Genomic DNA, 21,963 nt, shown 5'->3' with positions numbered 1-21,963 from the left:
GTTTGGGGGTAGAGGATAGGAGGAAGGCTTTAGGCTTTAGGCTTTAGGGGTAGGAAGGCTTTGGGCTTTGGGCTTTAGGGGTAGAGGGTAGAAAGGCTTTAGGCTTTAGGGGTAGGAAGGCTTTAGGCTTTGGGCTTTAGGGGTAGAGGGTAGAGGGTAGAGAGAGAAATGATGAATTCCGATCTATCTTACGGGGTTTGGGGTACTTGGTGAGAAATTTTTTGAGCTTGAGATGGGTTGGAGTTGTATCAATGGGGTTTAAATAGGGAACTATAGCAGAGGATAGAAGCTAGATCTTGTAAATAATACACTGTTGTGCTTGCCTAGCCACTCATCGATTTAGATTTGACTGCATCTCCACCTCAACTTCAATTTGCGATTTAGCATTAATTTAGTCAGGTGTTAATCGCCCTGCCGCCATTTCCTCACTCCCAACTCCCGATTTATGACAACCATCAACCAAGAATTAGATTCTCGACAACAGCAGCTTGCTCCAGCCGTGTCTCCCACTGCTAGTGTGGTTGACTTGTCTGACGCAAGCAAGATCGGACAGGAGCGACTCAGCCAACAACTGGCGCAATCTGTCAATCAAACTCTGGCTAATCATCAGCAACAACTTCAGCTCGAACAAGAGCAAATTAAGTGTTTGACACAACTGTTGAACTCCTGTTCTAGTTCGGGTTTAGATCTTCACTGTGTCAGTGCGATCGCGCGTTTGACTGAGTTACTCGATCGCCATCAGCAATCTGCTACTCAAGTTTATAACGTTCTCAACACACTCACACAATCTAAAGATGCTCAGTATCTAACTCTCGATAGTCAAGGCGAAATCGCCACCTGTCTTAAATTAGAACTGGTTGAATTAGCAACACGATTGGGCATTGCTGCGAGCAATAATTTACTAACTGCGGCTAATAATGCTCAGGCGTGGTCGAAGTTGATGGGTACATATCCCGATCCTGATGGTTATCAATGGCAGTTCCCAAGCTCCAAGCGCGGTTTCTTTCATAAAACACATTTACACGCAGTTGGGACTAAAACTGTTACCCTTGTAACGGGTTCATCACTAAATTAGCGATCGGAGAAGCTAAATCACAGATCTTTCCTATTCTCTCACCCCGATTGAACTGAGTAACTTAGTAATTTTCCGTAACAACTGTTCGGGATTTACTTGGAGCCACAGATAGTCATCCACATATTGCTGACTAATTGGATTAATAGTATCCTCTTTGGTGGCGATCGCGAGAATTTTGATTTGGCTAATTTTACTTGACTTGCGGATATTGCCGATTAATCGATCGACAATATCCGCATGTTGTGTTAGATCGACAATTAATAAATCTGGTTCAAACATCGATATCTGTCTAAATGAGGATTCGGCAGATAATAACCAAGTCACTTGATACCGCGCAGCCGTGAGAATATCGCAGATAAAGTTAGCCAAATCTTCATCCTGTTCGATCAATACAATTCGGGTTGGAATTGGGTTAAGTTCGGGATCTCGAAACACCAGTTGACGATCCATTTGCACCCAATCATTAGTTGGTAATTGGAGTGGTTGTGTAGCCAAGCGGACTGTAAATGTCGAACCAGAACCCACAATTGAATCAACCTCGATCGATCCACCATGTAGTTCGACTAATTGTTGAGTAATTGCTAGTCCTAAACCCATCCCGCCATAATCTCGATCGTGTTCAGAATTTAGTTGTTGAAACTTTTTGAATAGCCGCGGGATTTGCTCGGCTTCGATGCCGATCCCACTATCTTCAACCTCAAATACGGCGGTGGAATCCTCTAGCCAAGTGCGGACAATTACTGTTCCATGTTCTGGTGTGAATTTAATTGCATTAGTTAAGATATTTAATAAGATCTGACGCACCCGTTTAGTATCGCCACGGAATCGCAAGTCGCGACCATTAATTTGTGAAGTATTACTGTTACTAATGGTGTGAATTTCTAGGGCGATCTTACCATATTCTGCTTTCGCTTTGACGATTTCAACTACTTGCTCGACCAGTTTTGCTAATGAAAACTCACTAATTTTCAGAAAAGTTTTCCCAACTTCTAGCTTGTAAAAATCTAAAATATCATCAATTAATTCTGACAAATGCTCGCCGCTATTATGAATTATGTGGAGATACTTTTGTTGGCGTTCGGTTAAGTTAGTTAGTGGTAATCTAAGGAGCGTCGCAGACAACCCTAAAATACTCGTCAATGGTGTTCGTAATTCATGACTCAGCAGTGCGAGAAATTCAGTTTTAGATTGATTTGCCGTTTGAGCGACAATTACCGCATCGCGCAACTCTCGCGTTCTTTCATTGACTCGCTGTTCGAGATTTTGAGTATACCAAAGACTGGCTGAATACAACTCAGATTGATTAATTGCCAGAGCTAAATGCTCGGCAACTTTTTGGAGAAATTGAGTTTCTCGAACTTGCCACTCGCGCGGAGATTGACACTGATGAGCGATTAACAAACCCCATAACTCTGAATTAACTACAATCGGCACTACCAATTTGGACTCGATCTGCGATCGCTTCATCAAATCCAGCATACATTGATTGCGAGCGTACTCTAGATCGACTCGATCGATCGATTTAGTCATCCCATCTTGATAATTGTGCCACAATTGTCGATCGTCAAAACAATCTTGATGCTCTTTCACATCCAAAACAGACTGAAGATTGGCAATCCCAATCGATTCATAAGCAACTCGCCCCACCCCCTGATAAGCATCAAAACTTTTACTACTATTACCACCAATTTTAGCAAACTCAAATTGATAGATAATTAATCGATCTGCATGTAAAAAAGTCTGAACCTGCTCGACTGCGGCTTGAAGAATAATTGGTAAATCCAATGTTTGATGGATTTGGGTAATAATATAGTTGAGTAAGTGGGCTTGAGCTACTTGTTGTTGTAAATCGAGTTCTCGGTGAGATGGATGCTCGATTCGTGGATGGATATTTGCAGCAAAAGAACCATATATTTGCTGCTCGGAGATCGTGCTTAATAGCAGTTGAGTAAAATGGCTTTGGAGGTGGCTATCGTTTGTAAAGTCAGGATCGGCGATTAATTGGACTGTTGAAGGTAAATAGGGAATTAGTGGCAGCAAAAATCGATCGATGTTTGCTGGTATAAAGGTAATCTCGATCTCTACTTGCTGTGAATTAGCTAAATTGACGATCTTCCCTGTTAATAATGCTTGAAATCGCTCGGACTGTAAGAGTGAGAATTGGGGTAAATTTTTCAGTGTAGCTACTTTAGTACTGGTATCTTCAGTGGCAACACGATTTTGGGTGGTGAGCAGTTCCGCATCCGTTACCAATCGCACATCCTGTTTGGTGGTGTAGCCCCGCTGATTGCTAATCTCCCGCGCCATTTGGTGCCACAAATCGCGGACAGTCCTAAATGTATTCAGGGGGTAATTACCCCGGATAGTTGAAGTCAAATTAGACATTTCTGGTAGCGATACAGGTTGAAATTAATTTAGGAGTAATGCTTTGCAAACACTAAAAAATTGTTAAATTATTAGGAGATTGTGGCACCGATATGAAACAGTTATTCGATCGCTCAGGGATAAAACTACTTATGCCCAAATCCCGCTCTCGCAAAGGTGTGTCATCTACAACAGCAGTTGCTTTTTTCGATCTGGTTCACTAATTACTAGTTTAGTCTGATTTGCATTGTTTTGAAGCAAAAAATAATTTAGGGCATTAAACTTTGCAATGGGTAATCGGATCTAAAGCGGTAAAGTCAACCCTATTCAAATCGAGATCTAGTATTTCTCGAACCAATATCAGGCAAAGTGCGCATTCAGCGCAGGGTGAGATCTAAATATTTTAGGAAGATAATAAGTCGATCGATACTTGAGAACGGTTAAAGCCCAATTTGCTAGTTGTTGGTGTTCCCTCCCTGATAAAATAAGTCAGCGATTGTTGAGGACACAGCCTTTGAGTATGCGAGTTATTATTTTACGGCACGGACAGAGTACTTATAACAGTCAGGGGCGCATCCAAGGGCGCAGCGATTTATCAGTTCTGACCGATCGAGGTCGAGAAGATGCTAGGCTGACCAGTGCAGCATTTCAAGGTTTAGAATTTGATGTAGCCTACGCTAGCCCCCTACAACGAGCGCAGCAGACAGCAACTACCGTCCTCTCTGGCTTGGAGCAGCAAGATCGCCTCCAGACAGACGATCGCTTATTAGAAATCGATCTCCCACTGTGGGAAACCATGTTCAATCAGGAAGTCCGCGAAAAATATGCAGCCGAATATCAAACCTGGAAAGAACGTCCCCACAAATTGAAAATGTTGCGTCCTCAAGCTGATGGTACTCAGCAAGAGTTTTTTCCAGTCTTAGCCCTATACGAACAAGCGACTACTTTTTGGCAAGAAATCCTACCACAGCATCAGGGACAAACGATCCTCATCGTCGCCCACAATGGCATCAATCGTGCGCTGATTAGTACCGCACTGGGCATCCAGCCCGCGATGTACCACAGCATCCAGCAGTCAAATTGTGGTGTTACCGTGCTTAATTTTAGTGGCGGTTGGGGCGATAGCGTCCAGTTAGAATCACTCAATCAAACCAGTCACCTCGGACAAAAATTACCAACATTGCGCCCCCAAAATCAAGGACCGCGATTTCTGCTCGTCCGTCATGGCGAAACTGACTGGAATCGGGCGGGTAAATTTCAAGGACAAATTGATGTCCCGCTCAATGAATACGGACGCAATCAAGCCAGTCTAGCCGCTGAATTTTTAAAAACCACCGAAATTGACTTTGGATTTACCAGTTCGATGTTACGTCCCAAGGAAACAGCCGAAATTATTCTCCAGGGTCGGACTGGGCTAGGATTAAATGAAGATCCAGATTTACGCGAGATCGGGCATGGACTCTGGGAAGGTAAATTTGAATCCGAGATTGAAGCTGAGTATCCAGGTGAGTTGGAACGGTGGCATACTCACCCAGAATCAGTTCAAATGCCTGAAGGCGAGAATCTTCAGGATATCTGGGATCGAGCGACGGCTGCATGGGGCAGAATTCTAGTGCAAGTGGGAGATCGATCGCAAACAGGGATCGTCGTCGCTCATGACGCGACCAATAAGGTGTTATTGTGTTATCTGCTAGGACTAGGTTTGGCAGATATCTGGAAGATCAAGCAGGGTAATGGTGCAGTGACGGTAATTGATTATCCAGACGGGATTGAGGGTCAACCTGTGATTCAAGCTCTGAATATTACCAGTTACTTGTCTGGCGGAATCTTGGATAAAACGGCGGCTGGCGCATTGTAGTAAACGCCTTTGCCCCCTCCAAACAATTGACAAGTCTGTTTGAATTGCTGCGAAGGCTTTTACCCCACCCCAACCCTCCCCTTATAAAGGGGAGGGAGCAAGAAAAGTTGATGTAGTAGGGTGCGTTACGGCTTCAGCTTAACGCACCAGTATTCTATGATTTGGAATGATGAAGATGATGGACTGTGATTTGGTGAATGGATCGATCTGATGAAGGCTATGTTTGTGAATCGATCGATCGAGATTTGGCTTAAAATAGATATGTTTAATACCAGCGATTCAAAATATATCGCTAAGTATGTCATGGACAGATCGATATCCCAGTCTGCTATTTTACGAGAAGTATGGGAACAAGGATGGCAAAATGGTCTAACTCAAGTTGCGCTAAATATGCTGCAAGCTAAAATCGATCCGGCTCAAGTTGCCACACTTACTGGACTGTCTACAGATCGAATCAATTCAATCCAGCGAGAAGCAGCTAATCTAGAAAATTTCTCCCAATTAGATCGAGACTGGCAAAACCTGCGCGAATCATCGCTGGCAGAAATATGGCTCAATGAGGAGGAAGACAAAGCTTGGCAAGATCTCTAGAGATTCAACAAGGTGCGGTAGTCTCAGTATTGTTTCCTTTTTCCGATGCTTCTACCACCAAAAGAAGACCAGCATTTCTCATCGCGCCATCAGATCGGCATAACTTTATCTTTTGCCCGATTACTAGTAAATCCGGTCGAACTAATGAGATTGAGATAACACTAGACTTTGAGAGTGGTAAACTCAATATCAGTCCTTGCTACATCAGACCTAATGTCATTGCTACTATTAATCAAAATAACATTATTCGACAAATTGCTTTGCTCAAACCAGATAAGGTTGATGAAATTATCGCTCGGATAATTGTAATTATTCAGCAACCCTTTGAATGATGAACCAATTATTCCAACAGATTAGGATATTAGACCCGATTGTGGCGATCGATCGCATAGGATCGGAAAGAGTAGCAGATATATTAGTCATCGATGGCGTAATGGAGGAAGTCTCACAGACAACCCAACTCCCAGCGAATCTAAATATTACTCCTGCACAACACCTAATTCTGGCACCAGGATTGGTAGATCTATATAGTCATAGTGGCACACCAGGGCATGAGGAGCGCGAAACGATCGCATCTTTACTCGCCGCCGCCACAGCAGGGGGATTTGTCTCGCTCAATATTTTACCCGATACATTACCCGCACTCGATCGAGCTAGTAGCATTGTTAGTCTCGATCGAGAGTATCACCAAATTGCTGCCCAAATCCCCAATTGTCCCCAGCTTGGCTACTGGGGCGCACTCACTCGGGGAGTAGAAGGCAAGACGATGACAGAATTGGCAGAACTCGCCAGCACTAATATTATCGGCTGGGCGGATGGACACTCGATCGCTAATCTGGCTTTAGTTCACCGTCTGCTCGAATATCTCCAACCATTCAACCGCCCGATCGGATTATACGCGCTCGATCGCACCTTGCGCGGTAATGGGATTGCTAGAGCGGGAGTCGCCGCCCTCAAATATGGCTTACCTGTCGATCCTGTCAGTAGCGAAGCAGCGGCTCTAGCTGCAACGATCGAAATCATCGCCGATATTGGTACTCCCGTCCACCTGATGCGGATTTCTACCCGTCGGGGCGTAGAAATAATTGCTGCGGCGAAACAACGCGGCGTACCGATTACCGCCAGTACCACCTGGCTGCATCTAATCGCCAATACCACCCATCTAGCAACTTACGACCCCAATTTCAAGCTCGACCCTCCTTTGGGCACTCCAGATGACCAAATTGCCCTGATTGAAGGGATAAAAATGGGAGTACTAGATGCGATCGCCATCGATCATAGCCCTTATACTTATGAAGAGAAAACCGTTGCTTTTGGCGAAGCTCCTCCAGGTGCGATCGGATTAGAATTGGCATTACCTTTACTCTGGCAAAATCTAGTCGTTCCAGGTAAGTTGTCAGCCCTGGAATTATGGGCAGCCCTGAGTACCAAACCAGCTCAGTGTCTCCACCAATCTCCACCCACTCAGCTCATCCTCTTCGATCCTCAAAAAACTTGGTCGGTTACGACAAATAATCTCAAATCTCTCGCTCACAATACCGCATGGCTAGGTCGAGAAATCATTGGCAAAGTCAACTGCCAATACTCTCGATCGACTTATTTATAGGTACTTAAATAAGACCTGTACATACATATAGCTCGAAATCGGCAAGTAGGGTTGTAAAGTAGAGATGTTCATACATATAGCCAATGGCTGAATCGATCGGCAAATGTTAGACTGCTACTATCACATCTAATTTTGCTGTGGTTCGAGGAGTTGAGTCTAAAAGAATGTTAAAAAAATCTGTTTCATTAGTTTTAATAACCCTATCTTTAGCTAGTGTAGCTAGTTGTGGTAAGAAGGTAGCCGAGCGACCTGTAGATACTGTCCAACCAGCTACGACAGGAGCCGTGACGACTACAGGCAATAAATCTGCGACTGGTACGGGGATGGCAGTAGTTCCGGCTGGAGTCACCTTCAATACCGATCTCCAACAAGAACTATCTAGTGGTAAAAATCAGAATAATGAAAAATTTACAATTAAAGTCAAAAATGGTTCTGTTGGTAAATATCCAGCTCTAAAAGATGCGACGATCGAAGGGCATGTAGAAAATGTCACTAAAGCAGCCAGAGGTAAAAAAGCTTTGATGAACTTATCCTTTGATGGTATTAAACTCAAAAATGGCGATGTTTTGCCGATCGATGCTGCATTGGTCAATACTAAAGTTGAAAGTAAAACTAAAGGACAATTTCTCAAAAATACCGGAATCATTTTAGGTGGTACGATCGCTGGTAACTTCATCGGCAACAAGGCTAAATTTAAAAATGGTAAACTAGCAGGAGCAGCCGCAGCCACAGCATTTGTCTTGTCTAGTCCTGGTGGTGAAGTAGTATTGAAAAAAGGTACAGACCTCCAATTGAAGCTCAAGTCTAATTTCAACCCAAATTAAGCGATCGTAGTTTGGCAAATCGGGAGGGAGATCGGATCGATCCAATCTCCCTTTCCTCAATCGACTTGGATACATCCACTTTGCTATAATGCCATATACAGTCTTTGGCGTAGCCGTTCGAGCTGGAGCATCGCAATTCAGTTGCAGCTACGAACCAGATCGGGTGCTGTCTATCTCAAGACAGCACTTGACAAACGTACGGTTTGAGACTGGATTTTGGTTATGGGCATAGGCTAGAGTACTTATTATGGTTTACGAAGCAGATCTGAACTTCCTAGAAGATGACATCGATCTAGATAGTCATCTTGACGATCTGGATCCTTTAGATATGCTGGATGCCAATCCAGAACCCCTCAAACCAGATCCTGAGGCGATGTTGCTGTTACTTACTCATGCCGTTACTGCTCAAAGGATGCTAGCCGCGCGGGCTTTTTGTGAGATTCAAGATATTCGAGCGATTCCCTACTTGATCGATCTACTCACCGATCCTTGCCCGCTGGTGAGAGTTGCCGCTACCTATGGTTTAGGGCGCAACCCCAGCCATGATGCTGTCGAACCGCTCATCGCCCAACTCGACCGAGATTGGAATGGATATGTTCGCAAGGGAATTGTTTGGGCACTAGGCAACTGTCGCGATCTTCGTGCGCTCCAGCCGTTATTACGCTCTCTAAAGGTGGATATTTCGGCTGTACGGCTCTGGGCTGCCAGTGCCCTCGGTCAAGCCGCCGACCTCAGTTATGAGGCTGTCATCGCCACCATACCGTCGATCGTTGTCGCGTTACTAGACGACCCTCAGGCGGCAGTTCGAAGTAACTGCGCTTGGTCTTTAGGACGATTGTGTCGGGAGTTACCCTCTAATGTTGTTTATGCTACTGCTGTCGATGCTTTGATTCAAGTATTTGAAGAAGATAAAGATATCGGTGTCAGAGACGATGCCAAAGCAGCTCTACTCAAGCTCGGAGATCCACGCGGGATTCAATCGATCGAAAATCTAGAGTCAGAATTAGAGCTACCACTTTAAATTAATTGATAATTGATAATTGAGGTTTTAGGATGGGGATTTAGACCCCGCTGGACGGGTTTCCCGCCCATTACCCTAAAAACAATCAACCTAAAATGTGGGGGATTCAAACCCTTACTCTCTGTTGAATCAGCTCTCAACTACTTCCCCTGCGCTTCTAAAGCAACCTGCTCGACATCATCAGTTGCTAAAATTGCCAAAGCTTGAGCTGCTGACTCGCCGCCCAATGTCCGCAAAGATCGAGCCAGTTGGTAGCGAATTTGCCAGTCAGGATGAGTGACAAACGGGATGATACTCTCGATCCCAGTGGGATCGCCTAATTCCCCAATCGCCCCAATCGCCGCAGTTTGGACGAGGGTGGTTTCATTAGTCAAAGCAGTTTGTAATAATTTTAAGCCTCGTGCGTCTCCCAACTCACCCAATGCAGCAACAATACTAAATTGCACCAACCACTCAGGCGTAGTCTCATAGAGATTTTGGAGATCGTCAAAAGCATCAGTTAATTTGAGCGCACCGATAGCATCTGCGGCGGCGGCTTGAACGTCGGGTTCGGTATCATTAATCAATCGATCGCGTAAGATAGTAAAACTCTCCGCCAGATCTTGAGAGCCTAAGGTTGCCAATTGACTCACAGCAGCGTATCTGACTCTAGTATTTTTGTCTGTTACCAGTTGTTTGATATAACCAAAAGCAATCGCTGGTTCGAGTTCTCTAATCGTGTTTAAGGCTTTGATTCGATCGCCTTTATTTTCTGAGTTAATTAGTGCAGTAATATCAGTCATATAAATACAAATAGGGGAGTAAAACTTTAAAGATCGATAAAATTTAGATTAACAATCTACATCTTATCGATCTTATCATCACTCCTCGCAATTTTAGGCAGAATTCCTACTCACACCTCGACAAAACAATCTAATTGATGAGCTTCAGTCAGATCGGGGATTTCCAATCGATCGTAATAACGATCGATGACTGAGGTAGGGACTGGTGTTTTGCGGCTGCGATTTTGCTGTAATAGTCGATCGAACGGGACTTCCAGATACACGAGCCGAATTCGCGCACGATAGCCAGCAAATAAGCCAATTAAGCCCGATCGAATCGGTTTAACGATATTCGTCGCATTCCAGACAAAAGGTGTCTCAGATTGCAGATATCCTTTGGCTAGCTCTCTACCTGCTCGAACTATTTTGCCTTGCTCATCTGTAGGTGAAATCCTCATCTCTTGACGTAATTTGTCGAGTGATATTACAGCTAAGTCTGGATAATTTTGGGCGATCCAATAATCTTTACCAGTACCTGGTAAGCCACACATCAAAATTACTTCAAAGCGAGTATCATCATAAGCCGAATAAGTTGGATCTCCATCTTCTTTCTGAAAGTAAATAAATCGACTGAGATCGGAAGCAAATGGGTAAGCTCGATCGAAACAATCATGTTCTCGACAGAACTCTCTAAAAAACTCGATCGTTGCTAATAAATTATCTCGATCTGCACAGATTCGCCCGCGTACATCTGCCTCTGCCATCAAAGCCAGCCAATCGCACCGAACAAATTGACTAGCTTTAATAATCGATCTTAATGGTTGTGGTTTATCCCAAAACCACAACGGCAGACTTTCATATTTTACAATAGCTACTATTGCCTCTCGAATCGCAAATGGTGTCTGCAAATCCTGTAAAATTCCCCTCACCATTCGCGCACCCAAGTTAACATGCCCCTTGGCAGTAATATTACCATCTTCAGATATTTGCGTTGCCATTGGCTTGGCAATATCGTGAAATAAAGCGGCTGCAAACAAGATCGATCGATTCTGTGAATTCATCGCTTGCCAATCAGATAGAGATATTAATGCTTCACATACTAATTGGGTATGAATCCAGACATTTCCTTCAGCATGGTAAATAGGGTTCTGTTCGCATCTAGCTAGGGATTTCAGACATGGAAATGTTGCTAATATTTCTGTCCAATTGATTTGAAGATTCGCTCTATTTGGACAACCAGGAAACGTCCATAGTAAATCTTGTTCGATCGCTATATTCATCATAATTTTACTTGATATTTATTGTTTCATCCCAAATAAATCGACATCAGGCTGTAATTGATTAGGGATAATCGGACGATTTAACCAGTGACTTTCAGACTGTAAAATTGTCGTCAAAAAGTCTGCTCGGACGTACTTGTATCTCGCAATAGTCAGCTCAGGTGTCTCTACCTTGATATACAACCCTTCCATCAATGAACTCTGGTTGGTTTGTTGAATTGCCAGATCTTGATTCAAACCTTGCTCTAGACAAAGTTCGCGCAATCTGTCGATGTGCCCAGATCCAATAAAGTGAGACTGTTGTAATAAACTAACCAACTGTTGATGCGATCGCAATTTGCCTTCTAGTAACACTGGTACCGAGGCTAAAGCTAATCCTTGCAGCAACTGTCGCCGCGCCGCCGTACTCAGAAATTGATTACCCGATCGATCGAGTAGATCGTATTCTAAGAAATAGTGAGGTAGGCTGTCATAAAATACCGTATGCTTGGCATAAAGCCATTCACCATACAGGATATATCGATCGCCCAAAACATCCCACAGGGCAGCATAATGACTGTGTGTCCACTGTTTGAATAGATTAAAATGGCGTTCGCGAGAGCCGCCAGTGAGATAATGTCCGCGACTTTGCAATAGCAATTGCCCTTGAGCATCAAAGCTGATTGCTGCATTTGCACCATCGACTTTTTCTTCTATTACTACATACTCATTAGCGATCGCACTAAATGGTACGCTGTCTAAATCTTCATCCCCAGGCTGTTGTCTAGAACCCTGAATATGTGGGGTTCTTGGATATTTTTGCATCAGCATTTTGTAGTTCCCCTCTCAAGGCAACATTGAATAATTCTGTAAGTTGTAATTAATATTCCGCTTTAGAAGATTGGCAGTCGCTAGAAATGCTGCCACTAATGATGGCTAAGGCGACATGCTGCTAAGAATGATTAATTACTGGCTAAATGTGGAGAGGCGGAGGACTACATAACAAACTCGCTGACAAGCTCTGAGATATTTTCAATTTACGCTATGTATTATCAAATGTCAAGAGCTATATCGATCTAAACATTCAGTTGATGTCTCACAAAATCGATTAAAAAGCAAATTGCTCTACTTTGTATAAGCGAAAACACGATCCTATGGCGATTGCTTGAATCATTATCGATTTTTTCAAAGAATGATTTGTCCATTCAAATTGAATACCATCTGTGTAACCTTGGTTATTAGTCAAACTCCATACCCAATGCAACTGACTACCGAGCGCATCTTTCCAAAGATAATTGTCAGATACATCTATGGCATCTAACTTATTTGCCAGCTCGAACTCTATCGATCTGACTTCTACTGAATCATCTTCCCGAATAACTCTAATCATAGCTACTATTTTGTCAAAATACATCAAAAATGTAATTGGCAAGTCTTCAACATCTTCATCAAAAATATATTTTACTTTCGACAAATAGCCAATAAAATCTTCTTGAAAGAAAATGTCTGAATTAAAATCATCTATCTGCATCAATCGTCTTGTGTTTACTTGCTTTTCAATCAAAACTTATTCTAAAACCCAAGCGAGCTTAATTAATAAGCTCGCTTGGGTTTATATTTATTAAATAAACTTTATAATTTTACACAGCAGCGATCGCGCGAACGATGTCACTTTGGGTGATAATACCGATCGGGTGACGATCGGCATCAACTACAGGTAAACGGTGAATTTTCTTGTCGTGCATGATGCGGGCGGCAACTGGGAGCGAGGTATTAGCAGAAACAGAAACGGTGTGAGAACTCATCACTTCTCCGACTGTTTGTCCCAATGCTTTGTGCAAGTCTCGCTCGTATGTAGCTGGATTTTGAAAGTAGATTACACCACCCAAAAACATCATGTATGGTGGCTGTTCTACACCTTTTTCCTGCCACATTAGATCGGATTCAGAAATTACCCCGACTAATTTTCCGGTATCATCAACTACTGGTAAACCACCGATCTTCCGATCGACTAAAAGCTGAACTGCTTCTGGTAAAGGAGTGTCAGGAGTAACGGTTAAAACATCAGCAGTCATCCAATCAGCAACACTTTGTGACATAATTTACCTCACCTTTATCGATGTGTAATTATCTAAAAAAATCTCATTGAAAATATTGGTATATTCAATATCTTTATTATAGTAAGCAAGTAATAATTATGGCGGAATATTATAGTATCTTCATGATGTCTAGGGCTGAAGACGATCGCACATCTCCAGCCCCAAAACCCAGCAATTATGCTGATACAAACTTCATCGAGATCCCGTTCATGCAGTAGCGTAGTCCAGTAGGTTTTGGCCCATCTTCAAATACGTGTCCCAAATGTCCGCCGCAGCGACGACAATGGACTTCGGTGCGGGTAGAGAAGAACGACTTATCGACGGAAGTTTCGATCGCGCCAGGAATCGGATCGTTGAAGCTCGGCCAGCCAGTACCACTGTTAAATTTGGTATCGGAGACAAATAGTGGCAAATCGCAGCCAGCACAGACAAATTGACCATTGCCGTACTCTTTATCCAAAATACTGGTACCAGCGCGCTCTGTACCGTGTTTCCGCAGTACATTAAACTGTTCGGGAGTCAGGATCTGCTTCCATTCTTCGTCAGTTTTTGCGATCTCAAATTCGCCTTGTGTCTTTGTCATTGGGGGTGCCTTGGTGGATAAAAAATAAAGTCCGCTTGCAGCACCGATCGGTACTAAAGCAGCCGATAATAGAGTTCGTCTTTGCATTTTGCCAGGATCGTCGAGATCTTTAAATAAATCCTTCGATCGACCTACGTTGAGAAATTGATACTTACTTATATCTTAACAATTATCGAAAAGGTTAGGGGCGTATCGGTGCATGACACAGCTAGACATCGGCTCGTTGGCGTTGGCGTTGGCGTAGCCTGCCGGAGGCACAGCCTCTCTGAAAGAGAATCGAATTCCGCTCCGATCCAAAACTTTTCGCTACAATCGTTCTATCGAATTTCTACACTCGAATATTTATCATGAGAATTTTAGTAGTCGAAGACGATTAATATTCGATCGAGAGTTGACCGCTCGGCATTGGATGAATTTAAATATTCCGATGTTCAGCCCAGAATATAATTTAGAACTATTCGATCTCAAGGGCAACCAATTGAGTAAGCTAGGAAAGCTCGATGCCGATTTACCAATGAAACCCGCAGAAGATAGTTTTCAACAGTTGCAACAATTTACCGCCGATGCCTCTCACGAACTATGCAGTCCATTAATGGCGATCGTCAGTAATGCGAGCGTTGCGCTGAAATATCCAGCAGGAATTCGGACTGGGGATATCGATAAGTTTCAATCGATCGAAAGTGCTGCTACTCAGATGCGCCGATTGACCGAAGATTTGCTCTGGCTGGCTCGCAATAATGGTAATGCAGATCGATCGCCGACAGAAGTTGTCGATCTTGGTAAAATTTTAGAAGATGCGATCGACAGCCATCAAGCTATGGCTGATACCAAGCAAATTAAAATTAAATGTAATATTGTAGATGATCTGCTGGTACTAGGGGATGAGTTGCAATTACAAAGAGTTTTTACAAATCTCCTCGAAAATGCAATTTTTTATAACCGAATTGGCGGCTCGATCTCGATCGAAACACAGAGAGCGCGTCGCTCGATTTTAGCGCGGATCGAAGATACTGGGATCGGCATCGCTACCGAACATTTGCCGAAAATTTTCGATCGATTTTGGCGAGCGGATATATCCCGAATTCAATGGGAAGGGGGTTCTGGTTTGGGACTAGCGATCGTCTCGGAGCAAGGATCTGTAGGTTGGGTTGAAGAATAAAACCCAACACGCCCAGCAAAGTTCCTTTCATTCATTAGACGACGTTTTCGTCGGCTCAGTTGCTCCTACGGAGAATCGGCGGCTTTGTGCTATGTTTGATTTGATCTTTCTGACTTCCCCACTCGCCTAATATGCAATTCCCCGATCTAGACAAACTAACCCTCGCTCAACAAGTCGCCCAAATGGTGGTTGTCAGAGCCTCTAGCCATTTATTCGATCGTCAGATCCAGTATCCCGAATTTGGCGAACGCGATCGAGCGACACTCAAACATTGGATCGGCGGGCTTGGTGTCGGTGGGGTCATATTCTGGGGCGGAAATGCGGGAGAATTGACACTTAGAATCCAGCAGTTACAAGCCTGGGCGACTTATCCCTTATTAATAGCCGCCGATATTGAAGAAGGAGTCGGACAAAGATTTACAGGCGGTACCTGGTTTCCGCCACCAATGGCTCTCAATGCGATCGCCCAGACGGATCTAGCTAAAGCGATCGAGTATGCTCGAAAAATGGGCGCGATTACTGCCCAGGAAGCTCTAGCAGTGGGCATAAATTGGATTTTGGCTCCAGTAGTCGATGTCAATAATAACCCCGCTAATCCCGTTATTAATATCCGTGCCTTTGGGGAAACTCCCGAAATTGTCAGTCAGTTAGCTACAGCCTACATCCACGGAGCGGCTGATTATCCGGTGCTCACCTGCGCTAAACATTTTCCTGGTCACGGGGACACTGGCGTGGATTCGCACTGGGCATTGCCGATAATTACCCACGATCGAGCGCGATTGGACTCGATCGAGTTACCCCCATTTCGGGCGGCAATTAAAGCAGGTGTAGATAGTGTGATGAGTGCCCATCTATTGATTCCCGCACTCGATCCAGAACTGCCTGCAACGCTTTCCCCACGGATTCTAACTGAGGAATTACGGCATAATTTGGGCTTTGAAGGGTTGATTAGCACCGACGCGCTGGTAATGGGGGCAATTACCGATCGATATGGAGCGGATGATGCACCAGTTATGGCTGTGGCGGCTGGTTCGGATCTTATTTTGATGCCTGTAGATCCCGAAATTGCGATTGAGGCTGTGTGTCATGCGGTAGAGTTGGGGCTAATTAGTGCCGAACGGATTAAAGAGAGCGTCGGGCGGATTTGGCGATCTAAACAGAAATTATTCAAGCAGTGGGATGGAGTCACCCTCACGCAGTCACCAGTGAATACTCAACCTGCTACTTTGATGACACTAGCTGCGCCAACATCGATGGCTGTTGCCAAGAGCGTATTGCAAGACTCACTAGTTATCCAAGGAAATTTACCACTCCAGCCTAGCCCTGGCAAAAATATAGTGGTGCTAGAGGAGATTCTAGATTCTACTTTCCTCAGCCGTAGTACTCCAGCCGTTACCATCCCCACGAAACTCGGTTATCAACTCCAACTAATTAACCGTCAGAGCCAGTCGATCGGCATTGAGCCTGACGAACTAGTTATTCTGCAACTTTTCATTCGTACCAGTCCATTTTCGGGCGGGCTAGGGATTGTATCTGTAGCAAAACAGCTATTTCAGCAATTATTAGCTAATCATCAATTACAGGGATTAGCGATCTATGGTAGTCCTTATTTAATGGCTGATTTTGCCACACATTTACCGCCAGAAATACCTTGTGTGTTCTGTTATGGACAAATGGCGGCGGCACAATCGATCGCGCTAGAGCAGTTATTTGGAGTTCAAAGTTAAACGGTTGGCAATTGAGCTACTCCCTACTACTGGTAATCTATCTACTAATTCAATTTTTACGCAGTTCATGAATTCTTCTCCCCATTGGCAAGGTAATATCGATCTGCGGTTTCAAGTTCAGGGCACAAAAACGATCCTCCAACGGAGCTATGCTTGTGCCCCGCTCAAAATTCAACGACCTTTTTATCCCGAACCAAACATTTGCCACGCGGTAATCTTGCATAGTGCTGGGGGAATGGTTGGAGGAGATCGGCTCACCTACCAAATCGATCTAGCACCAGAAAGCCAAGCTCTGATTACCACGGCTGCGGCGGCTAAGATTTATCGCAGTAGTGGTGCATTTGCCCAGCAGCAAATTGCGATAAATCTTGATGCTAATGCCCATTTAGAATGGCTACCCCAAGAAACAATTATTTTCGATCGCGCCCAATACCAGCAAAATCTGCGGGTAGATTTAGCGACTGGCGCGACTTTTTGTGCGTGGGAGATGGTGCGATTGGGACGAAGTGCTCGGCAGGAAACCTTCACCTACGGCTGCTGGGAAAACGCGCTAGAAGTTTGGCAAGCAGGGAAACCCTTGTGGATCGATCGACAGCGGATAACTGGAGAGCAGTGGCAGAGCCGCCAAGCTAGTGTCAGTCAGCCATTATTAGGATTGCTGGTCTGGTTAGGTGGGACGGTTAGCAAAGAATTAGTTGCCCAGGCGCGGAGCCTCGCACCCCAACATGAGGCCGATTGGGGCGTGACAGTTTTGGCGGCTGGCTTGGTGTGTCGCTATCGCGGTAGCGATCGACAGGCTGCTCAGGCATGGTTAATTGCTGTGTGGGATTTGTTACGGCAAACATATCGTCAGCGAGTGGCTTGTCCGCCTAGAGTCTGGCAAAGATATTAGGTGATTTAGTTGGCGCAGGTGGACTTCACATTACTAACAGCGGTTTTAACCGCTGAATTATTTGAAGCGCGGAATATGGGCTAAAATGTTCTCAGCCGATCGCCTCCGTTCCATGCAGTTAACGCCCCAAGAAAAAGATAAGCTTCTAATTTTTACCGCCGCACTGGTTGCCGAGCGACGCAAAGCTAGAGGACTAAAGCTCAATCATCCTGAATCGATCGCTTATATTACCGCCGCGATTTTGGAAGGAGCCAGGGATGGTCAGACAGTGGCTGAATTGATGACCTATGGCACCACGTTATTAGGTCGTAGCGACGTGATGGAGGGCATTCCCGAAATGATTGATGACATTCAGGTCGAAGCTACTTTTCCTGATGGTACTAAGCTAGTTACTGTCCATTCACCAATTAGGTAGATAGGTAAAAAAATATGATTCCTGGAGAATTATTCGTTCCTGATGGCGAGATTGAGCTAAATCACCATCGACCAGTCACAACTTTAACAGTGGCTAATAGTGGCGATCGACCGATTCAAGTTGGCTCCCACTTCCATTTCTATGAGGTTAATCGAGCCTTATTATTTGACAGAGCAGCGGCGCGAGGAATGCGGTTAGATATTCCGGCTGGTACCGCCGTGAGGTTTGAGCCAGGCGATCGACGCAGTGTGAATCTGATTCCGCTGGCGGGAAGTCGTCAGGTTTACGGTTTTAATGGTTTAATTAATGGCCATCTCGATCGCGCTGAGAAATGAGAATTTAATCAAATCCAGATCTCCCATCATCCCGATCGATAGAGAAATTACCCCCAACTCCTGCAAAATTATGGCTTACCGCATGAATCGCCGCGCTTACGCTGATACCTATGGGCCAACCGTAGGCGATCGAGTCCGCTTGGCCGATACGGAATTAATAATTGAAGTTGAGCGGGATCTAACTAGCTACGGCGAAGAAGTCAAATTTGGGGGTGGGAAGGTAATTCGCGACGGGATGGGACAATCGCCAATTACGAATCAGGCTGGCGCGGTAGATACGGTGATTACGAACGCCCTGATTTTAGACTGGTGGGGGATTGTCAAAGCCGATGTGGGCATTGTTGCAGGCAAGATTGCCAAGATTGGTAAGGCGGGCAACCCCTATATTCAAGATGGTGTAGATATTATCATTGGCCCCGGCACTGAGGTAATTGCGGGAGAAGGTCAAATATTGACAGCGGGTGGGATTGATACTCACATTCACTTTATCTGTCCCCAACAAATTGAGGTGGCGATCGCGTCGGGAATTACGACGATGATTGGCGGCGGGACGGGGCCTGCGGCGGGCACTAGTGCCACTACCTGTACTCCAGGGCCTTGGCACATGTATCGGATGCTAGAAGCCGCTGAAGCCTTTCCCATGAACATTGGTTTTCTGGGGAAGGGAAATAGCAGCCAACCTGATGCACTCGTCGAACAAGTCCATGCTGGAGCGATCGGTCTCAAGCTTCATGAAGATTGGGGTACAACTCCATCAACGATCGATAATTGCTTAAATGTTGCGGATGAATATGATGTCCAGGTGGCGATTCATAGCGATACGCTCAATGAGGCGGGGTTTGTTGAAGATACGATCGCCGCGTTCAAAGGTCGGGTGATTCATACCTACCATACCGAAGGCGCGGGCGGCGGTCATGCTCCCGATATCATCAAGGTCTGTGGCGAGAGCAATGTGCTGCCCTCTTCGACAAATCCGACTCGTCCCTATACCCTAAACACGCTGGACGAACATTTGGATATGCTGATGGTTTGTCACCATCTCGATCCGAATATTCCTGAAGATGTATCCTTTGCAGAGTCGCGGATTCGTCGCGAAACGATTGCTGCTGAAGATATCCTTCACGATTTGGGGGCGTTTAGTACGATCTCTTCCGACTCCCAAGCGATGGGACGGATTGGCGAAACAATTATTCGGACTTGGCAAACTGCCCACAAGATGAAGACTCAACGGGGCTGGCTGCCCGGTACGGGAACGGTAGAAAATAGTAATCGCAATGATAATTTACGCGCCAAACGCTATATTGCAAAATATACAATTAACCCCGCCATTACCCACGGGATTTCTAACTATGTCGGATCGATCGAACCTGGTAAAATCGCCGATCTCTGTCTCTGGCGACCAGCATTTTTTGGAGTCAAACCCGAAATGGTCATTAAAGGTGGATCGATCGCCTGGGCACAAATGGGTGATGCTAATGCCAGTATTCCAACCCCGCAACCAGTCCAGATGCGTCCGATGTTTGGTAGCTATGGTAAGGCGGTGGGAGCAACTTCGATGACTTTTGTATCTCAGGTGGCGCACGATCTGGGAATTGGCGATCGATTAGGACTCCAAAAACAAGTGGTACCAGTCAAAAATACCCGTCAATTATCGAAGCGAGATATGAAGCTCAATGACTTACTACCCCAAATCGAAGTAGATCCTGAAACTTACGAAGTCCGCGCCAATGGTGAATTACTAACCTGTGAACCAGCGACAATATTACCAATGGCACAGCGATATTTTCTGTTCTAGATCGCTCAAAATTGGTTCTCAAGCACATAGAACTTGACCGCCAATTAGTCGCGCTGATTTTTGAGCGAAATTGCAAAGAAAATCCCCAGAGTTTTCTAAAGTAACATTTTTATCAAAAATAATTGCTGGAATATCCGTGAACTAGTTCCAGCCATTTTGCTGGAAATATTTCTGCTTGAAGTGGCTCACCTAAAGCTAACATCCAGATCTAGTTTATTTGGTATTCCAAGTTACAGATCGAAAATAAAAAATATCCGACTATATGCTCCAAGACTAAAACTTCATTAAGTACTAACTACTTGTATTCTACAAATACATAGTCTTCTCCTTTTCGCATAGTTCAAATTGTTTGGTTTTGCACTTCTTTTACAGTTCGGGAAGAATTTGATGCCTAAAACGCTTTTTAAAGTCGATCTCACTAAACCAATGAGTGAGCAAGAGCTACCCGGTCACAATCGCTGGCATCCAGATATACCAGCGATCGCCTCAGTCAATCCTGGCGATGTGTTTAGAATTGAGTGTAAAGATTGGACTGATGGGCAAATTAAGAATGACGATAGTGCCGATGATATTCGAGATGTCGATTTATCTATTGTTCATGTCCTCAGTGGGCCAATTTGGGTCAATGGTGCTGAACCTGGTGATATTCTCGTTGTCGATATCGTTGATATCGGTGCCCTTCAAGGTGATGAATGGGGATTCACAGGCATTTTTGACCAGAAAAATGGTGGTGGTTTCTTAACAGATCATTATCCTAAGTCTGCCAAATCAATTTGGGATTTGCAGGGGATATTACCAGTTCTCGACACATTCCCGGTGTCAAATTTGCCGGAATTACTCATCCTGGTTTAATTGGCTGTGCCCCATCCCATGAGTTGCTAGCCAAATGGAATCAGCGCGAAGCTGAACTAATGACCACCCAGCCAGATCGCCGTACTTACGGGGCTGGTATCAATATGGATGGAGTGCCCGTCTTGGCAGCACTGCCCAATCCATTGAATGCGGTGCTGGGGACATTGCCCCAATCTGAATACGAACGGGTCGCCGCTGAAGCTGCGCGGACTATTCCACCCCGCGAACACGGTGGAAACTGCGACATCAAAAACCTATCTAGGGGAACCCGCATCTATTTTCCGGTCTATGTAGAAGGCGGAAAACTCTCGATGGGCGATATCCATTTTTCCCAAGGCGATGGAGAAATTTCCTTCTGTGGCGCGATCGAAATGTCTGGATTCATCGATCTGCATGTGGACATCATCAAAGGCGGTGTGGAAAAGTATGCGATGGTCAATCCGATCTTCAAACCAGGGCCAGTCGAGCCACACTACTCGGAGTTCTTGGTATTTGAAGGGATTTCTGTGGATGAGTTTACTGGTAAGCAATATTTTATGGATGTCCATATTGCCTACCGTCAAGCTTGTTTAAATGCGATCGAATATCTCAAGAAGTTTGGGTATACGGGCGAGCAAGCTTATATGCTATTGAGCTGTGCACCTGTAGAAGGCAGAGTGAGTGGGATTGTTGATATCCCTAATGCCTGTTGTACGCTGGCAATTCCAACGGCGATATTTGATAAAAACATTCTGCCAGTTTGATCGA

General features: G+C 44.8%; 20 protein-coding genes and 1 pseudogene. 14 read left to right on the top strand and 7 right to left on the bottom strand.

What is annotated here, in order from left to right:
• Positions 1-445: 445 nt before the first annotated feature.
• Entirely contained in the window at positions 446-1,075 is a 630-nt protein-coding gene (locus ACEW9J_RS16680) for a hypothetical protein (RefSeq protein WP_373546229.1), read from the top strand.
• A gap of 30 nt (positions 1,076-1,105) precedes the next feature.
• Here ACEW9J_RS16680 and ACEW9J_RS16675 read toward each other — a convergent pair whose 3' ends face one another.
• On the bottom strand, positions 1,106-3,451 hold the full coding sequence (locus ACEW9J_RS16675) for an ATP-binding protein (RefSeq protein WP_373546228.1): 2,346 nt from the start codon (positions 3,449-3,451) through the stop codon (positions 1,106-1,108).
• Positions 3,452-3,959: 508 nt separating this feature from the next.
• Here ACEW9J_RS16675 and ACEW9J_RS16670 point away from each other — a divergent pair.
• From ACEW9J_RS16670 to ACEW9J_RS16645, 6 genes are all read left to right on the top strand, one after another.
• Positions 3,960-5,297 (top strand): histidine phosphatase family protein, encoded by a 1,338-nt coding sequence (locus ACEW9J_RS16670; RefSeq protein ID WP_373546227.1) that lies wholly within the window; start codon positions 3,960-3,962, stop codon positions 5,295-5,297.
• A 210-nt stretch (positions 5,298-5,507) separates the two neighbouring features.
• A complete protein-coding gene (locus ACEW9J_RS16665) occupies positions 5,508-5,888 on the top strand; it encodes a hypothetical protein (protein ID WP_373546226.1) in 381 nt (126 codons plus the stop codon).
• Entirely contained in the window at positions 5,873-6,220 is a 348-nt protein-coding gene (locus ACEW9J_RS16660; protein WP_373546225.1) for a type II toxin-antitoxin system PemK/MazF family toxin, read from the top strand. The genes ACEW9J_RS16665 and ACEW9J_RS16660 overlap by 16 nt, the downstream gene beginning before the upstream one ends.
• Positions 6,217-7,494, top strand: a complete 1,278-nt coding sequence (locus ACEW9J_RS16655; protein ID WP_373546224.1) for a dihydroorotase — start codon at positions 6,217-6,219, stop codon at positions 7,492-7,494. The genes ACEW9J_RS16660 and ACEW9J_RS16655 overlap by 4 nt, the downstream gene beginning before the upstream one ends.
• Before the next feature lie 164 nt (positions 7,495-7,658).
• The gene (locus ACEW9J_RS16650; RefSeq protein WP_373546223.1) at positions 7,659-8,318 is read left to right on the top strand and encodes a hypothetical protein; all 660 of its coding nucleotides are present in this window, start codon (positions 7,659-7,661) and stop codon (positions 8,316-8,318) included.
• A 247-nt stretch (positions 8,319-8,565) separates the two neighbouring features.
• Positions 8,566-9,339 carry a HEAT repeat domain-containing protein gene (locus ACEW9J_RS16645; protein ID WP_373546222.1) on the top strand — a complete coding sequence of 258 codons (774 nt, stop codon included), beginning with the start codon at positions 8,566-8,568 and terminating at the stop codon, positions 9,337-9,339.
• A 140-nt stretch (positions 9,340-9,479) separates the two neighbouring features.
• On the opposite strand, the gene nblB is transcribed toward ACEW9J_RS16645, so the two are convergent.
• The 6 genes from nblB to msrB form a co-directional block, all read right to left on the bottom strand.
• Positions 9,480-10,121, bottom strand: coding sequence for a phycobilisome degradation protein NblB (nblB, locus tag ACEW9J_RS16640; RefSeq protein WP_373546221.1), 642 nt, complete (start codon positions 10,119-10,121; stop codon positions 9,480-9,482).
• A gap of 110 nt (positions 10,122-10,231) precedes the next feature.
• Positions 10,232-11,383: an AAA family ATPase gene (locus ACEW9J_RS16635; protein ID WP_373546220.1), complete on the bottom strand. Its 1,152-nt coding sequence runs from the start codon at positions 11,381-11,383 to the stop codon at positions 10,232-10,234.
• Positions 11,384-11,398: 15 nt separating this feature from the next.
• Positions 11,399-12,190 carry an RNA ligase family protein gene (locus ACEW9J_RS16630; RefSeq protein WP_373546219.1) on the bottom strand — a complete coding sequence of 264 codons (792 nt, stop codon included), beginning with the start codon at positions 12,188-12,190 and terminating at the stop codon, positions 11,399-11,401.
• 277 nt (positions 12,191-12,467) lie between these two features.
• Positions 12,468-12,923 (bottom strand): DUF6334 family protein, encoded by a 456-nt coding sequence (locus ACEW9J_RS16625; protein ID WP_373546218.1) that lies wholly within the window; start codon positions 12,921-12,923, stop codon positions 12,468-12,470.
• 76 nt (positions 12,924-12,999) lie between these two features.
• On the bottom strand, positions 13,000-13,458 hold the full coding sequence (locus tag ACEW9J_RS16620) for a CBS domain-containing protein (protein ID WP_373546217.1): 459 nt from the start codon (positions 13,456-13,458) through the stop codon (positions 13,000-13,002).
• A 175-nt stretch (positions 13,459-13,633) separates the two neighbouring features.
• On the bottom strand, positions 13,634-14,128 hold the full coding sequence (gene msrB / locus ACEW9J_RS16615; protein ID WP_373546216.1) for a peptide-methionine (R)-S-oxide reductase MsrB: 495 nt from the start codon (positions 14,126-14,128) through the stop codon (positions 13,634-13,636).
• Between the two features lie 322 nt (positions 14,129-14,450).
• Between msrB and ACEW9J_RS16610 the strand changes: the two genes are divergently transcribed.
• From ACEW9J_RS16610 to fmdA, 7 genes and pseudogenes are all read left to right on the top strand, one after another.
• Positions 14,451-15,200 (top strand): sensor histidine kinase, encoded by a 750-nt coding sequence (locus tag ACEW9J_RS16610; protein WP_373546215.1) that lies wholly within the window; start codon positions 14,451-14,453, stop codon positions 15,198-15,200.
• Positions 15,201-15,331: 131 nt separating this feature from the next.
• Positions 15,332-16,927: a glycoside hydrolase family 3 N-terminal domain-containing protein gene (locus tag ACEW9J_RS16605; protein WP_373546214.1), complete on the top strand. Its 1,596-nt coding sequence runs from the start codon at positions 15,332-15,334 to the stop codon at positions 16,925-16,927.
• A gap of 67 nt (positions 16,928-16,994) precedes the next feature.
• Positions 16,995-17,819: an urease accessory protein UreD gene (locus ACEW9J_RS16600; protein ID WP_373546213.1), complete on the top strand. Its 825-nt coding sequence runs from the start codon at positions 16,995-16,997 to the stop codon at positions 17,817-17,819.
• Positions 17,820-17,931: 112 nt separating this feature from the next.
• The gene (locus tag ACEW9J_RS16595; protein WP_373546270.1) at positions 17,932-18,234 is read left to right on the top strand and encodes an urease subunit gamma; all 303 of its coding nucleotides are present in this window, start codon (positions 17,932-17,934) and stop codon (positions 18,232-18,234) included.
• Between the two features lie 14 nt (positions 18,235-18,248).
• On the top strand, positions 18,249-18,569 hold the full coding sequence (locus ACEW9J_RS16590; protein WP_373546212.1) for an urease subunit beta: 321 nt from the start codon (positions 18,249-18,251) through the stop codon (positions 18,567-18,569).
• 70 nt (positions 18,570-18,639) lie between these two features.
• Positions 18,640-20,364 (top strand): urease subunit alpha, encoded by a 1,725-nt coding sequence (gene ureC / locus ACEW9J_RS16585; protein ID WP_373546211.1) that lies wholly within the window; start codon positions 18,640-18,642, stop codon positions 20,362-20,364.
• A 387-nt stretch (positions 20,365-20,751) separates the two neighbouring features.
• A pseudogene (fmdA, locus tag ACEW9J_RS16580) lies at positions 20,752-21,959 on the top strand (formamidase).
• Positions 21,960-21,963: the final 4 nt, after the last annotated feature.

Origin of the sequence: Chamaesiphon sp., from assembly GCF_041737865.1 — a bacterium.
Lineage (GTDB): Bacteria > Cyanobacteriota > Cyanobacteriia > Cyanobacteriales > Chamaesiphonaceae > Chamaesiphon.
The sequence above is the reverse complement of the archived record's forward strand: the minus strand, read 5'-3'. Positions and strand labels throughout refer to the sequence as shown.